We start from the raw sequence: 17,793 nt of genomic DNA on the forward strand, positions 1-17,793 counted from the left end.
ACGAACTAAGAGACCCGCCCGAGGCGGCGCAAACCGCCGCTGCGGGCCGGGCAATAGAAACAAAGGAGGGAACCAGCATGAACGTGCTTTGGGCACATGACCATACGTTTTATTTTAACGAATCGGGCAAATTTTTCTCCGGCGGTAAGCTGCCATATGCGGTGTGGGAGCGGTACCTTGGCGTTTTTGACAAGATTACCGTGGCAGGCAGGGGCAAGAAAGCATCCTCGGATGCCGATATGGCGGGCAAAACGCTCTCCAGCGGGCCAAATGTTGATTTTCTCGTGCTTCCGTCGCTAAGCAATCCGGTTAATAAAATGACGAAGCGCGGTTATATCGAGCAGTTGCTGCAGGAGGCGATCGGCAAGGCCGACGCCGTCATTGCGCGCGTGCCAAGCGAGATCGGGGCGGAAGCCATCCGTGTAGCTCGCCGAATGGGCAAGCCTTACGCCGTGGAAGTGGTAGCCTGCGCTTGGGACGGCCTCTGGAATTACGGCAATCTGCAAGGGAAGCTGTATGCGCCGTTCTCGCTGAACCAGACCCGGGCAATCGTGAAGGACGCCCCTTATGCGCTGTATGTAACGGAAAAATTCCTGCAGCAACGTTATCCGAATATCGGAGGACGGACGGAATCCTGCTCCAACGTGGAAATTCCGGAGCCGGGCGAAGAGGTGCTTACCCGCAGATTGGAGCGTCTGCAGGCGATGAGCACGGACGCGCCGCTTACGATTGGTTTGATTGGGTCGCTAAACGGCCGAACGAAAGGAATCGACATTGCCCTACGCGCCATTGCGAAAGCGAAACCGAACCTGCCGGCAACGAAATTCCGCGTGCTTGGCGACGGAGATCCGGCTCGCTGGCAAGCAATGGCCGAGAAGCTGGGCATCGGAAGCCTCGTTTCGTTCGAAGGCGTGCTGCCAAGCGGCGGAGCGGTCTTCGAATGGCTCGACAATATCGATCTGTATGTGCAGCCGAGCTATCAGGAAGGGCTGCCGCGGGCAACGATTGAAGCGATGAGCCGGGCTTGTCCGGTGCTTGGATCAACGGCGGGCGGAATTCCCGAGCTGATCCACGAGAGCTGCCTGCACCGTCCGGGCCAAGTAAACCAGCTGGCAGAGCAGATCAAACGCGCGACATTTGACCGCAGATGGCTGAAGGAGCAGGCGGAGCGTAACTTTGGCCGGTCCAAGCAGTTCACGAAGCAGCGGCTGGATGCGAAGCGGACGGCGTTCTGGCAGTCTTTTGGCGAAATGGTGGGCCAAATCTCTCTGCGGGAAGTTGCAGCGGGGGCGGAGCCGGTTCGCGAGGAAATGTCCGAGCATAACGAAACGCCAGCTGTCAGCACTAATGCGGCGAACACAAGCACAGGCGTAGAAGCAAGCACAACAGCAAGCACAACAGCAAACGCAAATACAACAGCAAGCACAACAGCAAACGCAAACGCAAATACAACCGCAAGCACTAACACAACCGCAAACGCAAGCACTAATACAAATACAGAAGCAAGCACAAACGAGAGCAGAGAAAGGGTGGGGGCTATATGACGATTTTGGTGACGGGAGCGGCCGGTTTTATCGGCTTTCATTTGAGCGCAAGATTGCTGAAGGAAGGCAAACGAGTTGTTGGCCTTGATAACTTTAATGACTATTACGATGTGCAGCTGAAGCGGGATCGCTGGGCGCAATTGACGGCTTCGCCATCTTTTAGAGCGGCCGAGCAGGACCTAGTCAATTACGATGCGCTGCTCTCGCTGATCCGGGAGGAAGGCGTTACGACGATCGTCCATCTGGCGGCGCAGGCGGGGGTACGCTACAGCCTGACGAATCCTTTTGCCTATCTGGAGACGAACCTGCAAGGTTTTGGCCATGTGCTGGAAGCATCGCGTCAGGCGGGCATCGAGCATCTGATCTACGCTTCCTCAAGCTCCGTGTACGGCGCCAATGTCAGCATGCCTTTCTCTGTAAGCGACAACGTTGACCATCCGGTCAGCCTGTACGCCGCAACGAAAAAATCCAACGAGCTGATGGCGCATGCCTACAGCCACTTATATAACTTGCCTACTACGGGGCTGCGCTTCTTCACCGTGTACGGTCCTTGGGGCCGCCCGGATATGGCATACTTCAGCTTCTCGCAAAAGATTATGGCCGGAGAGCCGATCCAAGTCTTTAACCAAGGCAAAATGCAGCGCGATTTCACCTATATCGACGACATCGTGGAAGGCATTTACCGACTGCTCGGAAACGCCCCTAAGCCGAATCCGGAGTGGGACCGTATGGAGCCGGATCCCGGCACCAGTTATGCGCCTTACAAAGTGTACAACATCGGCAACAACAAGCCGGTTGAGCTCATGAAATTTATTAACACGATTGAGGACAAGCTGGGGCGCAAGGCGTTTATGGAGTACAAGCCGATGCAGCCGGGCGATGTCGTTGCGACATATGCGGATGTCGACGGTCTGATGGCAGACGTGGACTTCCGTCCGGAGACTACGATTGAGGAAGGCATCGGTAAGTTCGCCGAATGGTTCAAGTCTTATTATGGCGTCCATTCCGACCTGGAAACGGCGGCAAAGGCGGCGGGACAATGATTCAAAAAATAGCCCATATCTGCACCTCCGGCATCAGCCACAAAATTATGGGCGACAAGCTTCGGCTGCTTCAGCAGCAGGAGGGGGTTCAGGTGACGTTCATCACTTCTCCCGAAGGTGTAGAGGAGGGGCTGATGCAGGAAAAAGCCTACCCGTTCGAATGGAAGCTGCTGCCCATGGCGCGTTCCATCCAGCCGGTTGCCGACCTGCGGTCGATTCTGGCGATGTACAAGCTGTTCCGCCGCGAGCGGTACGACATCGTGCATACCCACACGGCCAAAGCCGGTCTGATCGGACGGATGGCAGCGAAGCTTGCCGGTGTTCCGGTCGTCATTCATACGAGCCACGGGTTGCCTTTTTACGAGGGACAATCGAAAGGGACGTATACGCTGTACCGGATGCTCGAGAAGTTTGGCGCGTTATGCTGCCATTCGCTCGCCTCGCAGAATGAAGAGGACGCGGAGGTGCTTCGCAAGATGGCGCCTTGGCGGCCGGTTTTTGTAGAGGGCAACGGGGTGGACCTGGATCGTTTGGACCATCTGGCCAGCAAGGTGACTTCCGAACAGATCGCGGTGCTTCGCAGGAAGCATGGCATCGATCCGGAGGAAAAGGTGCTGTTTATGGCGGCTCGTTTTGAACCGGTCAAGGATCACAGCCTGCTATTGGATGCCTTGATGGAGCTCAAGCGCGTCGGCGCTCTGAACTGGGTGACGGTGCTGGCCGGGCAGGGCCCGCTCGAGCAGCAGATGAAGCTACAAGTGGAGGAGCAGGGACTAGCGGATGACGTGTTATTTGTCGGCCAGCAGTCCTCGATTATTCCATGGCTCGCGATGGCGGACGCGGTAACGCTAACTTCGGAAAAAGAAGGCATTCCGCGCTCCCTGATGGAAGCGATGGCGCTTGGCAAGCCGATTGTGGCAACCAATGTGCTTGGCACTCGGGAGCTGGTCGCTCATGCCGAGACGGGGCTGCTCGTCCCTTACCGGGATACGATGCAGCTTGGCGAATCTCTTGCGGCGATGATGAATACGCCGGAAGCGCGCAAACGCATGGGTGCGGCGGGACGCCGGCGGATTGAGGCGGCGTTTACGGAAGCCCGGGTTGTCGAGCGACTGATGCGGCTGTACCGGAGCACGAAGCTGCGGGTTGACCGCAATCGCGGGATCGGAGCTAAGCTTAACGCCTTTGGCAAGCGGTTGTTTGATCTGGCGGCAAGCGTGCCGGCTGCGGTGTTATTGTCACCGGTTATGCTAGTCGTTGCGCTGCTCGTGAAGCTGAAGCTTGGCTCGCCGGTGTTGTTCAAGCAACAGCGGCCGGGCAGGTATGGCAACCCGTTCTACGTGCTGAAGTTCCGCACGATGCGGGACGCGAACGACCGGTTCGGCCAGCCGTTGCCGGACGAAGCGCGCTTGACGTCCTTCGGCAAGCTGCTTCGCAAGCTTAGTCTGGACGAGCTGCCGCAATTATTTAATGTCATTCGAGGGGATATGAGTCTAGTGGGGCCGCGGCCTCTGCTGATGGAATATCTCCCGTTATATACGGAAGAGCAGGCTCACCGCCACGATGTCCGCCCGGGCATTACCGGATGGGCGCAGGTGAACGGACGGAATGCGGTCTCCTGGGAAGACAAGTTCAAGCTTGATCTGACTTATGTGGAGCGGCAAAGCGTCTGGTTTGATATTCGAATTCTGATTCGGACGGTCGGGAAGGTGCTGAAGCGCGACGGCATTTCAAGCGCGGGCCAAGCCACCGTTCAAAAATTTACGGGAAGCAGAGAAATGGGGAATGCATCATGATTAGCGGACATACGGAGCAATACCGGGTAATGGAAGAGCCGGCAAGACGCCCACTCATTGTTGTGGGCATGGGCGGCCATGGTCGGGTGTTGATGGAGATTGCCCGCGTATCGAAGACTTACCGGCTGGCGGCCATCCTGGATGACCGCTTCTCGGGTGTCGAGCTGCGCGGCGGATTGCCGTATGGCCCAATCGCGACGCTGAAGCATTTTCTCGCGGATGAGCCGGGTATGCATGTCGTGATCGGAATCGGAGATAACCGTACCCGGCGCAGCATTGTAGAGAAGCTTGCGCTGCCCGAGTCTTCGTACGCGGTGCTTGTCCATCCTTCCGCGGTTGTCGCGGAGGATGCTCGCATCGGGCTTGGCGCCGTCGTTATGCCCAGCGTTGTCATCGGGCCGGGCGCCGTCGTTGGCGCGCACGCCATCATTAATTCCGGCGCGGTCGTGGAGCATGACGCGCTGGTTGGTCCGTTCGCGCATGTATCGCCGAACGCGACCATGGCCGGTGCCGCCGCCGCAGAAGAAGGCGCGCACATCGGCAGCGGCGCGGTGCTCATTCCGCGCATCCGCGTCGGCAGCTGGTCCGTGCTGGGCGCCGGCGGCGTCGCCGTCCGGGACATCCCCGGCGGCAAAACCGCCGTGGGCGTCCCGGCGCGGGTCTTGCCCCCGCGCCTCAGCGTGGAGCAGGCGCTGTAAGAAGCGGCCGAGCAGCAGGTGGGATGGGGGCATGTAAGGCCGAAATCGGCCTAACAAGCCCCGCCGCCGGGCGAAAAGCGCTTTGTAAGGCTGAAACCAGCCTTACATACGCAGCAAAACCCGCCGCGGCGCCCGGCTTCGGGCCTTGTAAGCGCCAAAAGCCGCTTACAAGCCCTCGCTGCCGCGGCAAACCAACCCTGTAAGCTCCAAAGGCCGCTTACAGCACAGCAAACCCGCCGCCGCTGCCTGGCTTCGGGCCTTGTAAGCGCCAAAAGCCGCTTACAGCCCTCGCTGCCGCGGCAAACTAACCCTGTAAGCGCCAAAGGCCGCTTACAGCACAGCAAACCCGCCGCCGCTGCACGGCTTCGGGCCTTGTAAGCGCCAAAAGCCGCTTACAGCCCTCGCTGCCGCGGCAAACCAACCCTGTAAGCGCCAAAGGCCGCTTACAGCACAGCAAACCCGCCGCCGCTGCACGGCTTCGGGCTCTGTAAGCGCCAAAAGCCGCTTACAAGCCCTCGCTGCCGCGGCAAACCAACCCTGTAAGCGCCAAAGGCCGCTTACAGCACAGGAAAACCCGCCGCCGCGCCCGGCTTCGGGCTCTGTAAGCGCCAAAAGCCGCTTACAAGCCCTCGCTGCCGCGGCAAACCAACCTGTAAGCGCCAAAGGCCGCTTACAGCACAGCAAACCCGCCGCGGCGCCCGGCTTCGGGCCTTGTAAGCGCCAAAAGCCGCTTACAAGCCCTCGCTGCCGCGGCAAACCAAATCTGTAAGCGCCAAAGGCCGCTTACAGTACAGTAAACCCGCCGCCGCTGCCCGGCTTCGGGCCTTGTAAGCGCCAAAAGCCGCTTACAGCCCTCGCTGCCGCGGCAAACCAACCCTGTAAGCGCCAAAGGCCGCTTACAGCACAGCAAACCCGCCACGGCGCCCGGCTTCGGGCTCTGTAAGCGCCAAAGGCCGCTTACAACAAAGAAAACTAAGCGCCGCGGCGTTGCCAACGCGCGCCGAGCGCACCACATAGCCCGCCGCAAACATCGGCGGGCATCACAAGAGGAGCTGAGTACGACGTGAACAACAGTCGAATCTATTTATCCCCGCCGCATCTAGGGACGCGGGAGCGCGAGTATGTTGAACTCGCCTTCCGCACCAACTGGATCGCGCCGCTTGGTCCAAACGTCGACCAGTTCGAACGCGAACTGGCCGAGAAGGTAGGAGCGAAGGGGGCAGTCGCTTTGTCCTCCGGCACCGCGGCGATCCATATGGCACTCAAGCTGCTGGGAGTTGGACGCGGCGACCGCGTTTTCGTCTCCTCGCTGACTTTTATCGCTAGCGTGAATCCGGTGCTGTACGAAGGCGGCGTGCCCGTCTTCATCGATTGCGACGCCGAGACGTGGACGATGTCGCCGCAGGCGCTTGAGCGGGCTTTCGAGGAGGCGCATCGCAACAAGCAGCTGCCTAGAGCGGTTATCGTTGTCCATCTGTACGGGCAGAACGCCGACATGGACGCGATCAACGAGATTTGCGCCAAGTACCGCGTGCCCGTCATCGAAGACGCGGCCGAATCGCTCGGCACAACCTACAAGGGCCAATCGAGTGGAACGCATGGCAAATTCGGCATCTACTCTTTCAACGGCAACAAGATCATTACGACTTCCGGCGGCGGCATGCTTGTCTCCGACGATACCGCGGCGCTGGCGAAGGCGCGTTTCTGGGCGACGCAATCCCGCGAGCCGCAGCCGCATTATGAACACGCCGAGCTTGGCTACAACTACCGGATGAGTAACGTGCTGGCGGGTATTGGCCGCGGACAGCTTGAACTGCTGGGCGAACGGGTAGCCGCAAGACGAGCGGTATTCGACCGTTACAAGCGGGCTTTTGCCGATATCGAGGGGCTCACGATGATGCCGGAAGCCGAATACGGCGAGGCAACGCGCTGGCTAACGACGATGACCATCGATCCGATCACGACCGGCTGCACGCCGGCCGATCTGGTAGAGAAATTAACCGAAGCGAATATCGAAGCGCGTCCGGTGTGGAAGCCGATGCACCGCCAGCCGCTTTTGCAATATTATCCTTATTTCCCGCATGAGCCGGGAAGCAGCGTGTCCGATACGTTGTTCGAGCATGGCATCTGCCTGCCGTCGGGCTCCAGTCTCACCTTGGAAGAGCAGGATCGCGTCATCAACTGCATCAAGCAAACCATTCATATGAAATCGAGGAGGATGTCCCATGAAAGTGCGTAAAGCGATTATTCCAGCTGCGGGTCTCGGCACCCGTTTCTTGCCAGCAACAAAAGCCCAGCCGAAGGAAATGCTGCCGATCGTGGACAAGCCGACGATCCAATACATTATCGAAGAAGCGATTGCTTCCGGCATTGAAGACATTCTGATCATCAGCGGCCGCGGCAAGCGGGCGATTGAGGACCATTTCGACATTACGTACGAACTCGAAGACATGCTGGCCAAGAAAGGGAAAACGAAGGAGCTCGAGCAAATCCGCGGCATCTCCGAGATGGCGAACATCCACTACATCCGTCAAAAAGAACCAAAAGGTCTCGGCCACGCCATCTGGTGCGCGCGCAGCTTTGTGGGCAACGAACCGTTTGCCGTTCTGCTTGGCGACGATATCGTGCAATCCGAAGACCCATGCCTCAGCCAGCTGATCAAAGTCCACGACCGCTACCAGTCTTCGGTTGTTGGCGTGCAGCGCGTAGCCGATGAGGATGTATCCAAATACGGCATTATTGCGCCGCGCGGGTCGGCCATTGAGCCTTCGATCTTTTTCCTGGACGGTCTGGTCGAGAAACCTTCGAAGAAAGCCGCTCCTTCCAACTACGCGATTATGGGCCGTTACGTGCTGACGCCGGAGATTTTCGACATTCTCGAGCATCAATCCCCGGGCGCAGGCGACGAAATCCAACTGACCGACGCGATCAAGAAGCTGAACGACCAGCGCAACGTGCTTGCTTACAACTTTGAAGGCGTTCGTTACGACGTAGGCGATAAGTTTGGTTTTATCAAGGCGCAACTCGACTTCGCGCTTCAGCGCGACGATCTGCAAAAGGATGTGCTGGGCTACCTGCAGCAAGTGTACGAGAAGCATTTTATTACGAAGGCGGCGAACTAATATGCGGAAAATTACAGTAATCGGTACGGGTTATGTCGGTCTTGTCTCGGGTACATGCTTCGCGGAAGTAGGTAACCGGGTCATCTGCTGCGACGTGGATCAGCGCAAAATCGACCTGCTCAACGACGGCATTATTCCGATCTACGAGCCGGGTCTCGAAGAGATGGCGCTTCGCAACAAAAGCGAAGGCCGCTTGCTCTTCACGACCGAGGTAGGCGAAGCGATCGAAGCTTCGGACATCGTCTACATTGCGGTTGGCACGCCGATGTCGGAGACCGGCGAAGCGGATATGCGTTACGTCATGTCGGCGGCGAAGAAGATTGGCGAGCATCTGAACGGCCACAAAATCATCGTGAACAAAAGCACCGTGCCGGTTGGTACCGGCGAGCTGGTTCGCGAGGTTGTGCAGGCGAACAAGAAATACCCTTGGACAAGCTTTGACGTTGTGTCCAATCCGGAATTTTTGCGCGAAGGAACGGCGCTGTCGGACTGCATGAACATGGACCGCGCCATTGTCGGTTCGGACAATCCGGAGGCGGCGGAGCAGATCGCTCAGCTGCATGCGCCTTTCAACACTCGCATCTTCAAGACGGATCTCGAAAGCGCGGAGATGATCAAATACGCGGCGAATACGTTCCTCGCAACGAAGATTTCGTTCATTAACGCCATTGCGAACATTTGCGAGAAAGTCGGCGCCGACGTGGAAGACGTAGCGAAAGGCATGGGCATGGACAGCCGGATCGGCGAAAAATTCCTCCAGGCCGGCATCGGTTACGGCGGCTCTTGCTTCCCGAAAGATACGTATGCCCTCGCGCATATTGCGGACAAATCTGGTTATGATTTCGAGCTGCTCAAATCGGTTATAAAGACGAACCAACGCCAGCGTTTTGTCGTGATGGACAAACTTCGCGAGACGCTTGGCGGCCTTGCGGGCAAACAAATCGCCGTGCTAGGTCTGGCGTTCAAACCAAACACGGACGATATGCGCGAAGCGCCGTCTCTGACCATCATTCCGGAGCTCTTGAAGCAAGGCGCTCTTGTGCGGGCGTTTGACCCGATTGCCGCGGAAGCGGCGCGCCGCATGCTGCCAGCGGATATTGCGTACATGGACTCGGCGGAGCTCGCAACCGCCGGTTGTGACGCCTGCGTTATCCTGACCGAATGGAACGAAGTGTTAACGATGGATCTGGCGAAAGTCCGGGACCGGATGAAACAGCCGATCATCATTGACGGACGGAATAGCTTTGATCCGAAAGCGATGGAGGAGCAAGGCTTCGTCTACCACTCGGTGGGCCGCCGTCCGGTGAACCAGTTGGGTGCGGAACGCAAGTCCGTGAACCTATAGGGACCAAAGGGCATGCCTGCAGAATCCTGCAGATCCTGATCTCGAAAGGGGGTGACGCTTGAATGGACATCCGCTTCGGCCGGGCGGATAACGTACAGGTTTGCCTTATACACGAAAATACAGGGAATGCAGGAGGAGAAAACAATGAATAAAAAATTCCGGGCGTTAATTACGCTGGCTGCTACGGCATTGCTCGTGCCGGCGCTTATCGTAAACGCGTCCAGCGCGGCAGCGGCATCCAAAGCACCAACAGCCGCGGCGACGTCGAGCTTTTTCTCGCAGTCGTCGTTCCAGCCGCTTGCCAATTCGTTTATTCAGAAGGTGATTCAGAACTTTGCGCAAGAGCTGCAAAAAGTCGTAGAGAGCCTTCAGAACGGTAACCACGGCAACAATGGCAACAACGGCAACAACGGCAACAACGGCAACAACGGCAACAACGGCAACAACGGAAACAACGGAAACAACGGCAACAACGGTAACAATGGCAACAACGGAAACAACGGCAACAATGGCAACAATGGCAACAACGGAAACGGCGGCAACAAGGAGAAGAAAATCCAGAAGGTGTACAATGACACTTCCGCGAAGCTGTTCCAGCTGCGCAACGAGTGCCAAGCCGGCCTGACGGATATTGCCGTTGAATTCACGACGTTAACGTCCACGCATGAGAAGACTGTTCTGTACAAGACGGGTACAGCTGCGTTTAACCAATGCACCGCGCAGTACAAAACGGTTATGAACGACGCTAGCGCGCAGATTGTCGCTCTCAAAGGAGACCCTTCGATTCTTGAACCGATGCAACAAAAGTATCGCGAAGAGATCATCGCGGGCCGTGCTCAATTGAATGCAATCGTAGGCAAATAATCATTTTTGCGTAAGCCAGAAGAACCGGGTAATGGAGAATGATACTCTCCTTTACGCGGTTTTTTCTTTCTTCCTTTTCCGCTTATAATTAGCATCAGGAAACGGAGGATGTCATCATGATCATCAGAGAGCTTCAAGCAGCGGATAACGCAGCGATAGAGCGCGTAATAAGAGAGTGTTTGATTGAATTTGGAGGCAATCGGGAGGGGCTCGCGTGGGCAGACGACAGCTTGAGTCGTTTATCCGATTATTATAATCGCGAGGGCCGCGCTTATTGGGTCATTGAGCAGGATGGACAAGTGGTAGGCGGATGCGGGATCGCGCCGTTTGCGGAATCTTCGGAAGTATGCGAGCTTCAGAAAATGTACCTTCTCCCGCCTGCGCGAGGTACGGGCATTGCAGCCAAGCTTCTTGATACGGCATTAACTTTTGCCCGCCTTCATTATGGGCAGTGTTATTTGGAAACGTTGCAAAACATGCATGCCGCTAACCGTTTCTACGCGAAACACGGCTTTGAGGCGCTGGATGCGCCGCTTGCGGGCTCGGAGCATTTTGCATGCGATGCTTGGTATATCAAGAAGATTTAAGCTCTGCGTCCTGTAGACTATTATCATAGAAACAAGAAAATTCCTTTCACACTTCAGGAGCTTAGTTCGCAGGAGGAGAAGCTTGAGAGTATCGAGGTTGGGGCAACGTGCTTTTTGTTGTCCCAACTCCAGCCTCCCGTAAAAGGGAAAGTCGAAAACTCTTTTATGCCAGGATGGATCGCGTATTGCGGAGGACATCTTTCATAATATTGGAGTCCACCGGAACGCTGCCAACGACTTTAATCTTGCGTTTCTTCACATCCAAGCTCTTTAACTGATCCGTGAGAACCACACCGGTGAACGGCAGACCTTCCGGAAGCGGAACTTCAAAAGCATAATCTTTTACTTGATTGGTAATCGGACAAACAAGCGCAAAGCCAGTAATCTCATTAAAATCTGCTTCGGATAGTACAATTGCGGGCCGGCGGCCGGCTTGTTCTCGACCCGCATGCGGATCGAAGTCCAACCAAACCAGATCGCCGCGTGCTGGAGTTGTCAAATCAGTTCGTCTCCTTCAATCCCCAAGTCAATTTCTTTATGACGCGCTGAATCCGGCTTGATTTTCGAGAGCAGCATCCTCATATGAGAACGCAGTTCCTCGTTGGACTCTGGCGGTTTCGTTATCGGGCGAAGCAGAATATCGTTTTCCGGCGTTATCATGATTTGCAGTTCAGCACCTTCTTCCAGGTTAAGATGCTTTAAGAGTTGGTTCGGAATACGGACAGCGCTACTGTTACCCCATTTACTGAGCGTTGCAGTCGTCATTAGGATCATGTCCTTTCTCACATTATTATCCAATTGTACCTCACCACCCTATTGATGTATATACATATGATATACATGATTCATGGAGTTGATACTAAGCTTTTAACCAAAATGGCCAATATCGGCAAAGAGGTTTTTTGCTGCGAGAAAACTTTTTGAGCTTGCGGCATCTAAGGGATTAACCCCGTTAATATACTTCCAGTATACGGTGAGGTCCACCTGTACGGGGAGCGTGGGGCGATATGGATTCGGCTGAGTTTAAGCGATTTATCTTTTCCATCGAGATTAAAGCTTTGGAAAAAGCGCTGGTTCATGGCGAGGGCGAGAGTCCGTTTGTTTCGCTGATCCGGGAGCGAATTGAAATGCTGAAGCGAGAAGCAAGGTGGTTTCATCCGTTGGAAGACCGTGTCGTGAAGGTCCCGTCTATTCAATCTTCTGAGCTGTTGATTCGGAATGCGGTTGCAGATGACATCGATAGGCTGCAAGACATCAGACGCCGGTCGTCGCTCTCGAATAAAGGTGATATTGATCTCATCGCCGCTCATCCCGAGTGGCTTGTCTGGGATGACGCTTTGTTGCCGTATGCGACGGTTGCGGTGCACGACGGCAAAGCCCTCGGCTTTGCAACGGCGCTTCCAATTGAGGATTATTTGGAGCTTGAAGATCTATTCACCGATCCCGACTGGATGCGCCAAGGCGTGGCGAGTGCGCTCATCGCCGACCTCGCGCGCCGCGGCTTGCGTATAGAAGTATCCGCTAATCGACATGCGAAGGCATTTTACGAATCGGCGGGGTTCGTGGTTGTTGGAACCTACCAATCCGTAGGCGAACCGCAGCTGCGCATGCATCTAGAAGTTTCTCCTTAACGGTTCGGTTAGCCGTATAATTCAAGCAGACGGAATCCGTCTGCTTTTTTTTGTCGCCAACAAAACCGTTTGGCTTCCGGAGGAGTCTAATCATATAGAGGGTTAATGGCAGGGGAGGAAGCGTGTGGGAAATGAATCACTTGTGGCTGCTGCCAAACGCGGCGACGATGCAGCCTTTTATAATCTCATATCGCAACACAAAGAGAAGATGTACCGGATCGCTTATTCTTATTTGAAAAATGAAACCGATGCGCTGGAAGCCGTGCAGGAAGCGACTTGCCGGGCATATATGAAGATTCACAAGCTGAAGGAGCCGGATTATTTCGGCAGCTGGCTGATTCGGATTCTAATGAACTATTGCGCGGACGAAGTGAAGAAGAAAGCCCGAAGAAAGGGCGGGCAGGAAGCAGCCGCGGCCGCTTTGGAGTCGCATGCCGCAGACGGTGAAGCTGCATTGATCGAGCGGGTGATGCTGGAATCCGCGGTTGAACAGTTGGATGAGAATGCCCGAACCGTTATTCAGCTGAAGTATTATCACGACCTGACGATTACGGAGATTGCAAGGACGCTTGAGAAGCCGGAAGGCACGATCAAAACCTGGCTGCACAAAGCACTTGGCGGACTCAGGCAACGACTGGCAAAGGAGGGGGAGCCGCATGAGTGATTTTCGAGACGAACAGGAGCGGCAATGGCCGCAGCTAGAAGCGATGAAGGAGTACACGGATGAAATTCTGATTCCACCCGGGATCGACGCGAGCATATGGAACGGCATTCGCGCCGCCCGCCCACGCAGAAGGCGTAAAATATATACCAGATTAGCCGCTTATACGGCTTGCCTCCTGCTTCTTGTATCGGTTGCTTCCGTCAGGTTCTCCCCGGTTGTGGCCGCTTATGTGGGCGAGATCCCGGGTCTTCGCGCTCTGGTCGAACTGATTCATTACGATAAAGGACTTGAACTAGCGCTCGAAAATGATTTTATGCAGCCGGTTGGATTGTCTGCAGTGCAGGATGGCATTAGGATGACGATTGACGGCGTTATTGCCGACGATTCGAGGATTGTCGTGTTCTACACGCTAGAGAATGAGGAGAAACAGAAGAGCGTTATAAATCTAAAAACAGTAGAATTAGTAGACAATAAAGATATTTCAATTGCTAGTTCTTTCTATCCGAGTGAGGAAGGCTGGAAGAGTATACAAGGAACTTTTGAATTTTATCCAAACCAAGGGGCAGGTATCCCCGATAATTTGAATATGAGGTTTGTGTTAGACAAGGTGACCGAGACAGCTACGACTAGTCCGGAATGGCAGCTTACCGTTCCTGTAGACAAAGCGAAGTTTGAAGGACTAAAGGAGATTCATGACATCAATAAGACAGTTACCGTTGAAGGCCAGAAGATAACCTTTGGCACAATGACTGTCTACCCGACGAGAATCGAGGTTGAGGTGAATTATGATCCTGAAAATAATAAGAGGATTTTTTACTTCGACGATCTTCGACTGGAGGACGAGAATGGAGAAACCTTTGGTACGATCAATAATGGTGTGACAGGTTCAAACATAAGCGATGATCAGCAGGTCTTGTACTTCCAAAGCAATTACTTCCGCAAGCCCCAGCAACTCTATCTGCGGGCTAGCAGTATCCGGGCATTGGATAAAGATAAGCTGGAGGTAAAAGTGGATCTCGAGCATAAGAAGCTGCTTACTCGCCCTGATGATCTGCTGACTCTGAATGAGTTTGATCAAGGAATTTTGTTCTTTGGATTCAAAGATACAGAGCTGAAAGATGAGAATACAATTAACGGATCGTTTAGCAATGATTATCGGGATGCATCCGGCAAGACGTTTCATTCTAGCAGAGGAGGAAGCACAATTACTAACGGGGTGAAGGAGATTCAATATTACTTGGAGCAGATGGACTACCAAAGTCCGCTCACGCTAACGATCTCAGATTACCCGACCCGCATCCACGGCGATATAGATATTAAGATCAAATGACAACGATAACTTAGCGGTAAAATAAAGCTCTAACCAAACCTATCGCCCGTTATAGCCTATAGCTATAGCGGGCGATATTTTTTAACTATTATAGCCGTCTTATTTAATCATGCTAAACTTTAAGTACAACCTAGAGATACAAAGGAGAGAATGGCATGGTACCTTTTCGCTATGATCAAGTTGGCAGCTTATTGCGTCCTGAGCGTTTAACAGAGGCGCGTGAACAATATAAATCGGGCATCATCTCCTCGGAGCAATTAACAGCGGTGGAAGATGAAGAGATTATTCGTATCATTAACAAACAGAAGGACAATGGCGTAGCAGCCGTTACGGACGGAGAGTTCCGCAGAAGCTGGTGGCATTTCGACTTTTTGGGCGGCCTTGACGGCGTTGAATATTACGAGAAAGAAGCAGGATTGAACTTTCATAAGATGGAAACCCGCAAGGAAGGCATTCGCATAACGGGCAAGATCGATTTCTCGTCGCATCCGTTTATTCAGCATTTTGAATTTCTGAAGCAACATGCCGGCGATGATGTCGTGGCGAAGCAAACCATTCCAAGCCCTAATATGCTGGTGTACCGCGCCGATCAGAACGAAGAGATCTATAAGGATCGCGAAACCTACCATCGGGATACGATAAAAGCTTATCAGAAAGCGATCCAGGCTTTCTATGACGCCGGATGCCGTTACTTGCAGCTGGATGATACCGCATGGGCAGACCTGTTCTCGGAGGAAGGGCATAACAAGCTTCGCGCCAAAGGTCTGGATCCGGCCGAGGAACTGAAAGTGATGCAGGATATGATTAATGAGACGTTGGCGGGCAAGCCCGAGGACTTAGTAGTGACGATGCATATTTGCCGCGGCAATTATAAATCCAATTATTTTGGAAGCGGGGGTTATGATTATGCTTCCGAGGTGCTGTTTGGCGGTTTAAATGTAGACGGTTTGTTCTTGGAGTTCGACGACGAGCGTTCCGGGGGATTTGAGCCGTTGCGATACGTAAATCGCAAGGATTTGAAAATCGTATTAGGACTCATCACCTCCAAATCCGGTGAGCTTGAGGATAAGGAGAGGATTAAGGCGCGTATTGCGGAAGCTGTGGCTTACGTTCCTCTCGAGCAGCTTTGCCTAAGTCCGCAATGCGGCTTCTCCTCTACGGAAGAAGGCAATATACTGACGGAAGAGCAGCAGTGGGACAAGCTTCGTTATGTGAAAGCTATTGCAGATGAAGTCTGGAAGTAAGCGAATAAAAGTAGAATATAGCACAACAAAGGCTGCCGATCGGCAGCCTTTGTTTAATTAGGTGTACCCTACCCGAGGAACCTTAATCGATTACGTTGCACCAAATGCAGCATATGGACGCGTATCAGCCTAGTAACCACGAATATCCTGCATGGAATGCAAGATATTTCTCTCCAAGAGGCCCAAATGGGCCGAAATCTCGGAATATGCTGTATTTTATATCCTATATTTGATCCTATCAGCCAATTTGGCTCATTATGCTGCACTTCGTGCAACGTAGCTAAAAAGCCCGGCTTAGTGAGGGAATGGCATCGGATCATGCCATTCTCCCGAGTGCGACAAGAACTTATAGCTCTTTACTCTGTCTGCAGCAGAAAAGCAAGAACAGCGCTCATAAACTCCGCATGAAGCTCGACATTAGTCAGATGGACCGCTGGGAAAATATTAAGTTCCGCGTTGGGCACAGTCTTCGCAAGCAACTCGCTGTGGCTCGGTAGCGTGACCGTATCGTATTGACCGCCGATAACAAGTGTCGGGCTTGTAATAAGAGCCGCTGTCCGGCGCATATCCATGTCGCGGATGGCGGCCCAGCTGCCGCCGATCCCTTCGGCGCGTGTAGCAAGCACCATGCGGTGGAACGATGAGACGATCTCATTCTCGGTCTCCAGCATATGCGCGGGGAACCAGTTCTTCACGAACATGTCGGCGAAGCCGGTCAAATTCTCGGTATGCAGGACGGAGTCGATTAAGCTATACCATTGCTCAGCCGGTCCGAGATAAGAGGAAGTGTTGCTTAGTATAAGCCGGTCGATCCGCTCGGGAGCGTAGATACCAAGCCATTGTCCGACGGCACCGCCGAGCGACAGCCCAAGGAAATGGACTCTGTCGATCCGAAGCGAGTCGAGCAGTTCAATAACGTCTCTTCCCAATCGGTCGAAGGAATAAGGACCGGCAGGCGTATCCGAGCCGCCATGTCCGCGGTAATCGTAACGCAGCACGCGGAAATGCTCCGTGAATTCAGCAATTTGTCCTTCCCACATGCCCAGCGAAGTCGCGATAGAGTTCGCAAGCATAAGGACCGGTTTTTCTTCCGATCCGTCGATTCGGTAAGCAATCCTAACGCCATCACCCGTTGTGAAAAAATTCAATTCATTTGTAACGGTCACTGTCATCGTCATCCCTCTCCCTTACTGGTTTATAATGACATTTTAGAGGAGGGAGCTTACAATTTACATAAGAGGATAAAGGTAGTTGAGGTCTGAAAACTTAAATTTGAAGTTGTTGCCCGATCTAAACCTTTGAAAAAGAGGTGCTCCCTTAATGGACCAAATCGATTATAAAATATTAGCCCTTCTTCGCGATAACGCGAGAATAACGATCTCGGAGATGAGCCGTGTAATCGCCATGTCACAACCTGCCGTAACGGAACGGATGAGGAAGCTTGAAGAACAGGGAGTCATTACGGGATACCGGGCGGATGTGTCCTTGCCCAAGCTTGGGAAGTATACAACCGCCTTTATTATGTTTAAATCGAATAACTGCAAGGAATTCGAGACTTTCTGCGAAGCGGCGCCCGAGATCGTCGATTTCTACAGAACAAGCGGGGAATATAATTATTTAATGAAGGTGGTCACCGAAACAAGCGAGACGCTCGAAAGCTTCCTTGAAACCTGCCATACTTACGGATTTTCGTCGACCCTCGTTGTGCTCTCCACCCGGTTTGAGGATAAAATCTTTCCGCCTTTTTCATCCTAACCAAGCATAATTCCAGAACAAACCGCGTACTTAGTGAAGCAAGACTTCCTAAAGGGCGCGGTTTGTTTTTTGCGTGAAGAAGCCATACTGAACGAATAGCAAGCCCTAGTAATGGGTATTTCATACGTAACAAGTATCTCCAACAACAATTGCACCGAAGGTTAGGAGTG

Annotated in this window: 17 protein-coding genes and 1 pseudogene; 15 read left to right on the plus strand and 3 right to left on the minus strand. The window is 53.8% G+C overall.

From position 1 onward, the window contains the following. Positions 1-77: 77 nt before the first annotated feature. The 10 genes and pseudogenes from QQK89_RS08335 to QQK89_RS08380 all read left to right on the plus strand — a co-directional run bounded on the left by QQK89_RS08335 (position 78) and on the right by QQK89_RS08380 (position 10,999). A complete protein-coding gene (locus QQK89_RS08335; RefSeq protein WP_284238069.1) occupies positions 78-1,544 on the plus strand; it encodes a glycosyltransferase family 4 protein in 1,467 nt (488 codons plus the stop codon). Beyond that, positions 1,541-2,587: an NAD-dependent epimerase gene (locus QQK89_RS08340; RefSeq protein ID WP_284238070.1), complete on the plus strand. Its 1,047-nt coding sequence runs from the start codon at positions 1,541-1,543 to the stop codon at positions 2,585-2,587. Before QQK89_RS08335 ends, QQK89_RS08340 begins: the two co-directional genes overlap by 4 nt. Positions 2,588-2,634: 47 nt before the next feature. Beyond that, positions 2,635-3,693, plus strand: a pseudogene (locus QQK89_RS08345) (glycosyltransferase family 4 protein); the annotation flags it as partial. A gap of 57 nt (positions 3,694-3,750) precedes the next feature. Next, positions 3,751-4,383 carry a sugar transferase gene (locus QQK89_RS08350; RefSeq protein ID WP_434481637.1) on the plus strand — a complete coding sequence of 211 codons (633 nt, stop codon included), beginning with the start codon at positions 3,751-3,753 and terminating at the stop codon, positions 4,381-4,383. After that, a complete protein-coding gene (locus QQK89_RS08355; RefSeq protein WP_284238071.1) occupies positions 4,380-5,081 on the plus strand; it encodes an acetyltransferase in 702 nt (233 codons plus the stop codon). The genes QQK89_RS08350 and QQK89_RS08355 overlap by 4 nt, the downstream gene beginning before the upstream one ends. A gap of 1,063 nt (positions 5,082-6,144) precedes the next feature. Continuing rightward, complete coding sequence (locus tag QQK89_RS08360) at positions 6,145-7,320, plus strand: DegT/DnrJ/EryC1/StrS family aminotransferase (protein ID WP_284238072.1); 1,176 nt, start codon at positions 6,145-6,147, stop codon at positions 7,318-7,320. Then, on the plus strand, positions 7,307-8,203 hold the full coding sequence (gene galU / locus QQK89_RS08365; RefSeq protein WP_284238073.1) for a UTP--glucose-1-phosphate uridylyltransferase GalU: 897 nt from the start codon (positions 7,307-7,309) through the stop codon (positions 8,201-8,203). Before QQK89_RS08360 ends, galU begins: the two co-directional genes overlap by 14 nt. 1 nt (position 8,204) lies before the next feature. Beyond that, positions 8,205-9,548: a UDP-glucose 6-dehydrogenase TuaD gene (tuaD, locus tag QQK89_RS08370; RefSeq protein ID WP_284238074.1), complete on the plus strand. Its 1,344-nt coding sequence runs from the start codon at positions 8,205-8,207 to the stop codon at positions 9,546-9,548. A 144-nt stretch (positions 9,549-9,692) separates the two neighbouring features. Continuing rightward, positions 9,693-10,412, plus strand: coding sequence for a hypothetical protein (locus tag QQK89_RS08375; RefSeq protein WP_284238075.1), 720 nt, complete (start codon positions 9,693-9,695; stop codon positions 10,410-10,412). A 116-nt stretch (positions 10,413-10,528) separates the two neighbouring features. Continuing rightward, positions 10,529-10,999 (plus strand): GNAT family N-acetyltransferase, encoded by a 471-nt coding sequence (locus QQK89_RS08380; RefSeq protein ID WP_284238076.1) that lies wholly within the window; start codon positions 10,529-10,531, stop codon positions 10,997-10,999. A 163-nt stretch (positions 11,000-11,162) separates the two neighbouring features. Here QQK89_RS08380 and QQK89_RS08385 read toward each other — a convergent pair whose 3' ends face one another. Continuing rightward, positions 11,163-11,498 carry a type II toxin-antitoxin system PemK/MazF family toxin gene (locus tag QQK89_RS08385; RefSeq protein WP_284238077.1) on the minus strand — a complete coding sequence of 112 codons (336 nt, stop codon included), beginning with the start codon at positions 11,496-11,498 and terminating at the stop codon, positions 11,163-11,165. Continuing rightward, positions 11,495-11,764, minus strand: coding sequence for an AbrB/MazE/SpoVT family DNA-binding domain-containing protein (locus QQK89_RS08390; RefSeq protein ID WP_284238078.1), 270 nt, complete (start codon positions 11,762-11,764; stop codon positions 11,495-11,497). Before QQK89_RS08390 ends, QQK89_RS08385 begins: the two co-directional genes overlap by 4 nt. A gap of 242 nt (positions 11,765-12,006) precedes the next feature. Here QQK89_RS08390 and QQK89_RS08395 point away from each other — a divergent pair, with 242 nt between their 5' ends. From QQK89_RS08395 to QQK89_RS08410, 4 genes are all read left to right on the plus strand, one after another. Beyond that, positions 12,007-12,630, plus strand: coding sequence for a GNAT family N-acetyltransferase (locus tag QQK89_RS08395; protein ID WP_284238079.1), 624 nt, complete (start codon positions 12,007-12,009; stop codon positions 12,628-12,630). A 124-nt stretch (positions 12,631-12,754) separates the two neighbouring features. Next, positions 12,755-13,294, plus strand: a complete 540-nt coding sequence (locus QQK89_RS08400) for a sigma-70 family RNA polymerase sigma factor (RefSeq protein WP_284238080.1) — start codon at positions 12,755-12,757, stop codon at positions 13,292-13,294. Next, on the plus strand, positions 13,287-14,624 hold the full coding sequence (locus tag QQK89_RS08405; protein WP_284238081.1) for a DUF4179 domain-containing protein: 1,338 nt from the start codon (positions 13,287-13,289) through the stop codon (positions 14,622-14,624). The genes QQK89_RS08400 and QQK89_RS08405 overlap by 8 nt, the downstream gene beginning before the upstream one ends. Positions 14,625-14,779: 155 nt before the next feature. Beyond that, entirely contained in the window at positions 14,780-15,868 is a 1,089-nt protein-coding gene (locus tag QQK89_RS08410; protein ID WP_284238082.1) for a 5-methyltetrahydropteroyltriglutamate--homocysteine S-methyltransferase, read from the plus strand. 356 nt (positions 15,869-16,224) lie between these two features. On the opposite strand, the gene QQK89_RS08415 is transcribed toward QQK89_RS08410, so the two are convergent. Further along, positions 16,225-17,040: an alpha/beta fold hydrolase gene (locus QQK89_RS08415; protein WP_284238083.1), complete on the minus strand. Its 816-nt coding sequence runs from the start codon at positions 17,038-17,040 to the stop codon at positions 16,225-16,227. A 148-nt stretch (positions 17,041-17,188) separates the two neighbouring features. Here QQK89_RS08415 and QQK89_RS08420 point away from each other — a divergent pair, with 148 nt between their 5' ends. Continuing rightward, positions 17,189-17,623 carry an Lrp/AsnC family transcriptional regulator gene (locus tag QQK89_RS08420; protein WP_284238084.1) on the plus strand — a complete coding sequence of 145 codons (435 nt, stop codon included), beginning with the start codon at positions 17,189-17,191 and terminating at the stop codon, positions 17,621-17,623. Positions 17,624-17,793 lie beyond the last annotated feature (170 nt).

This window comes from Paenibacillus glycanilyticus (assembly GCF_030161375.1).
Classification (GTDB): Bacteria; Bacillota; Bacilli; order Paenibacillales; family Paenibacillaceae; genus Pristimantibacillus; species Pristimantibacillus glycanilyticus_B.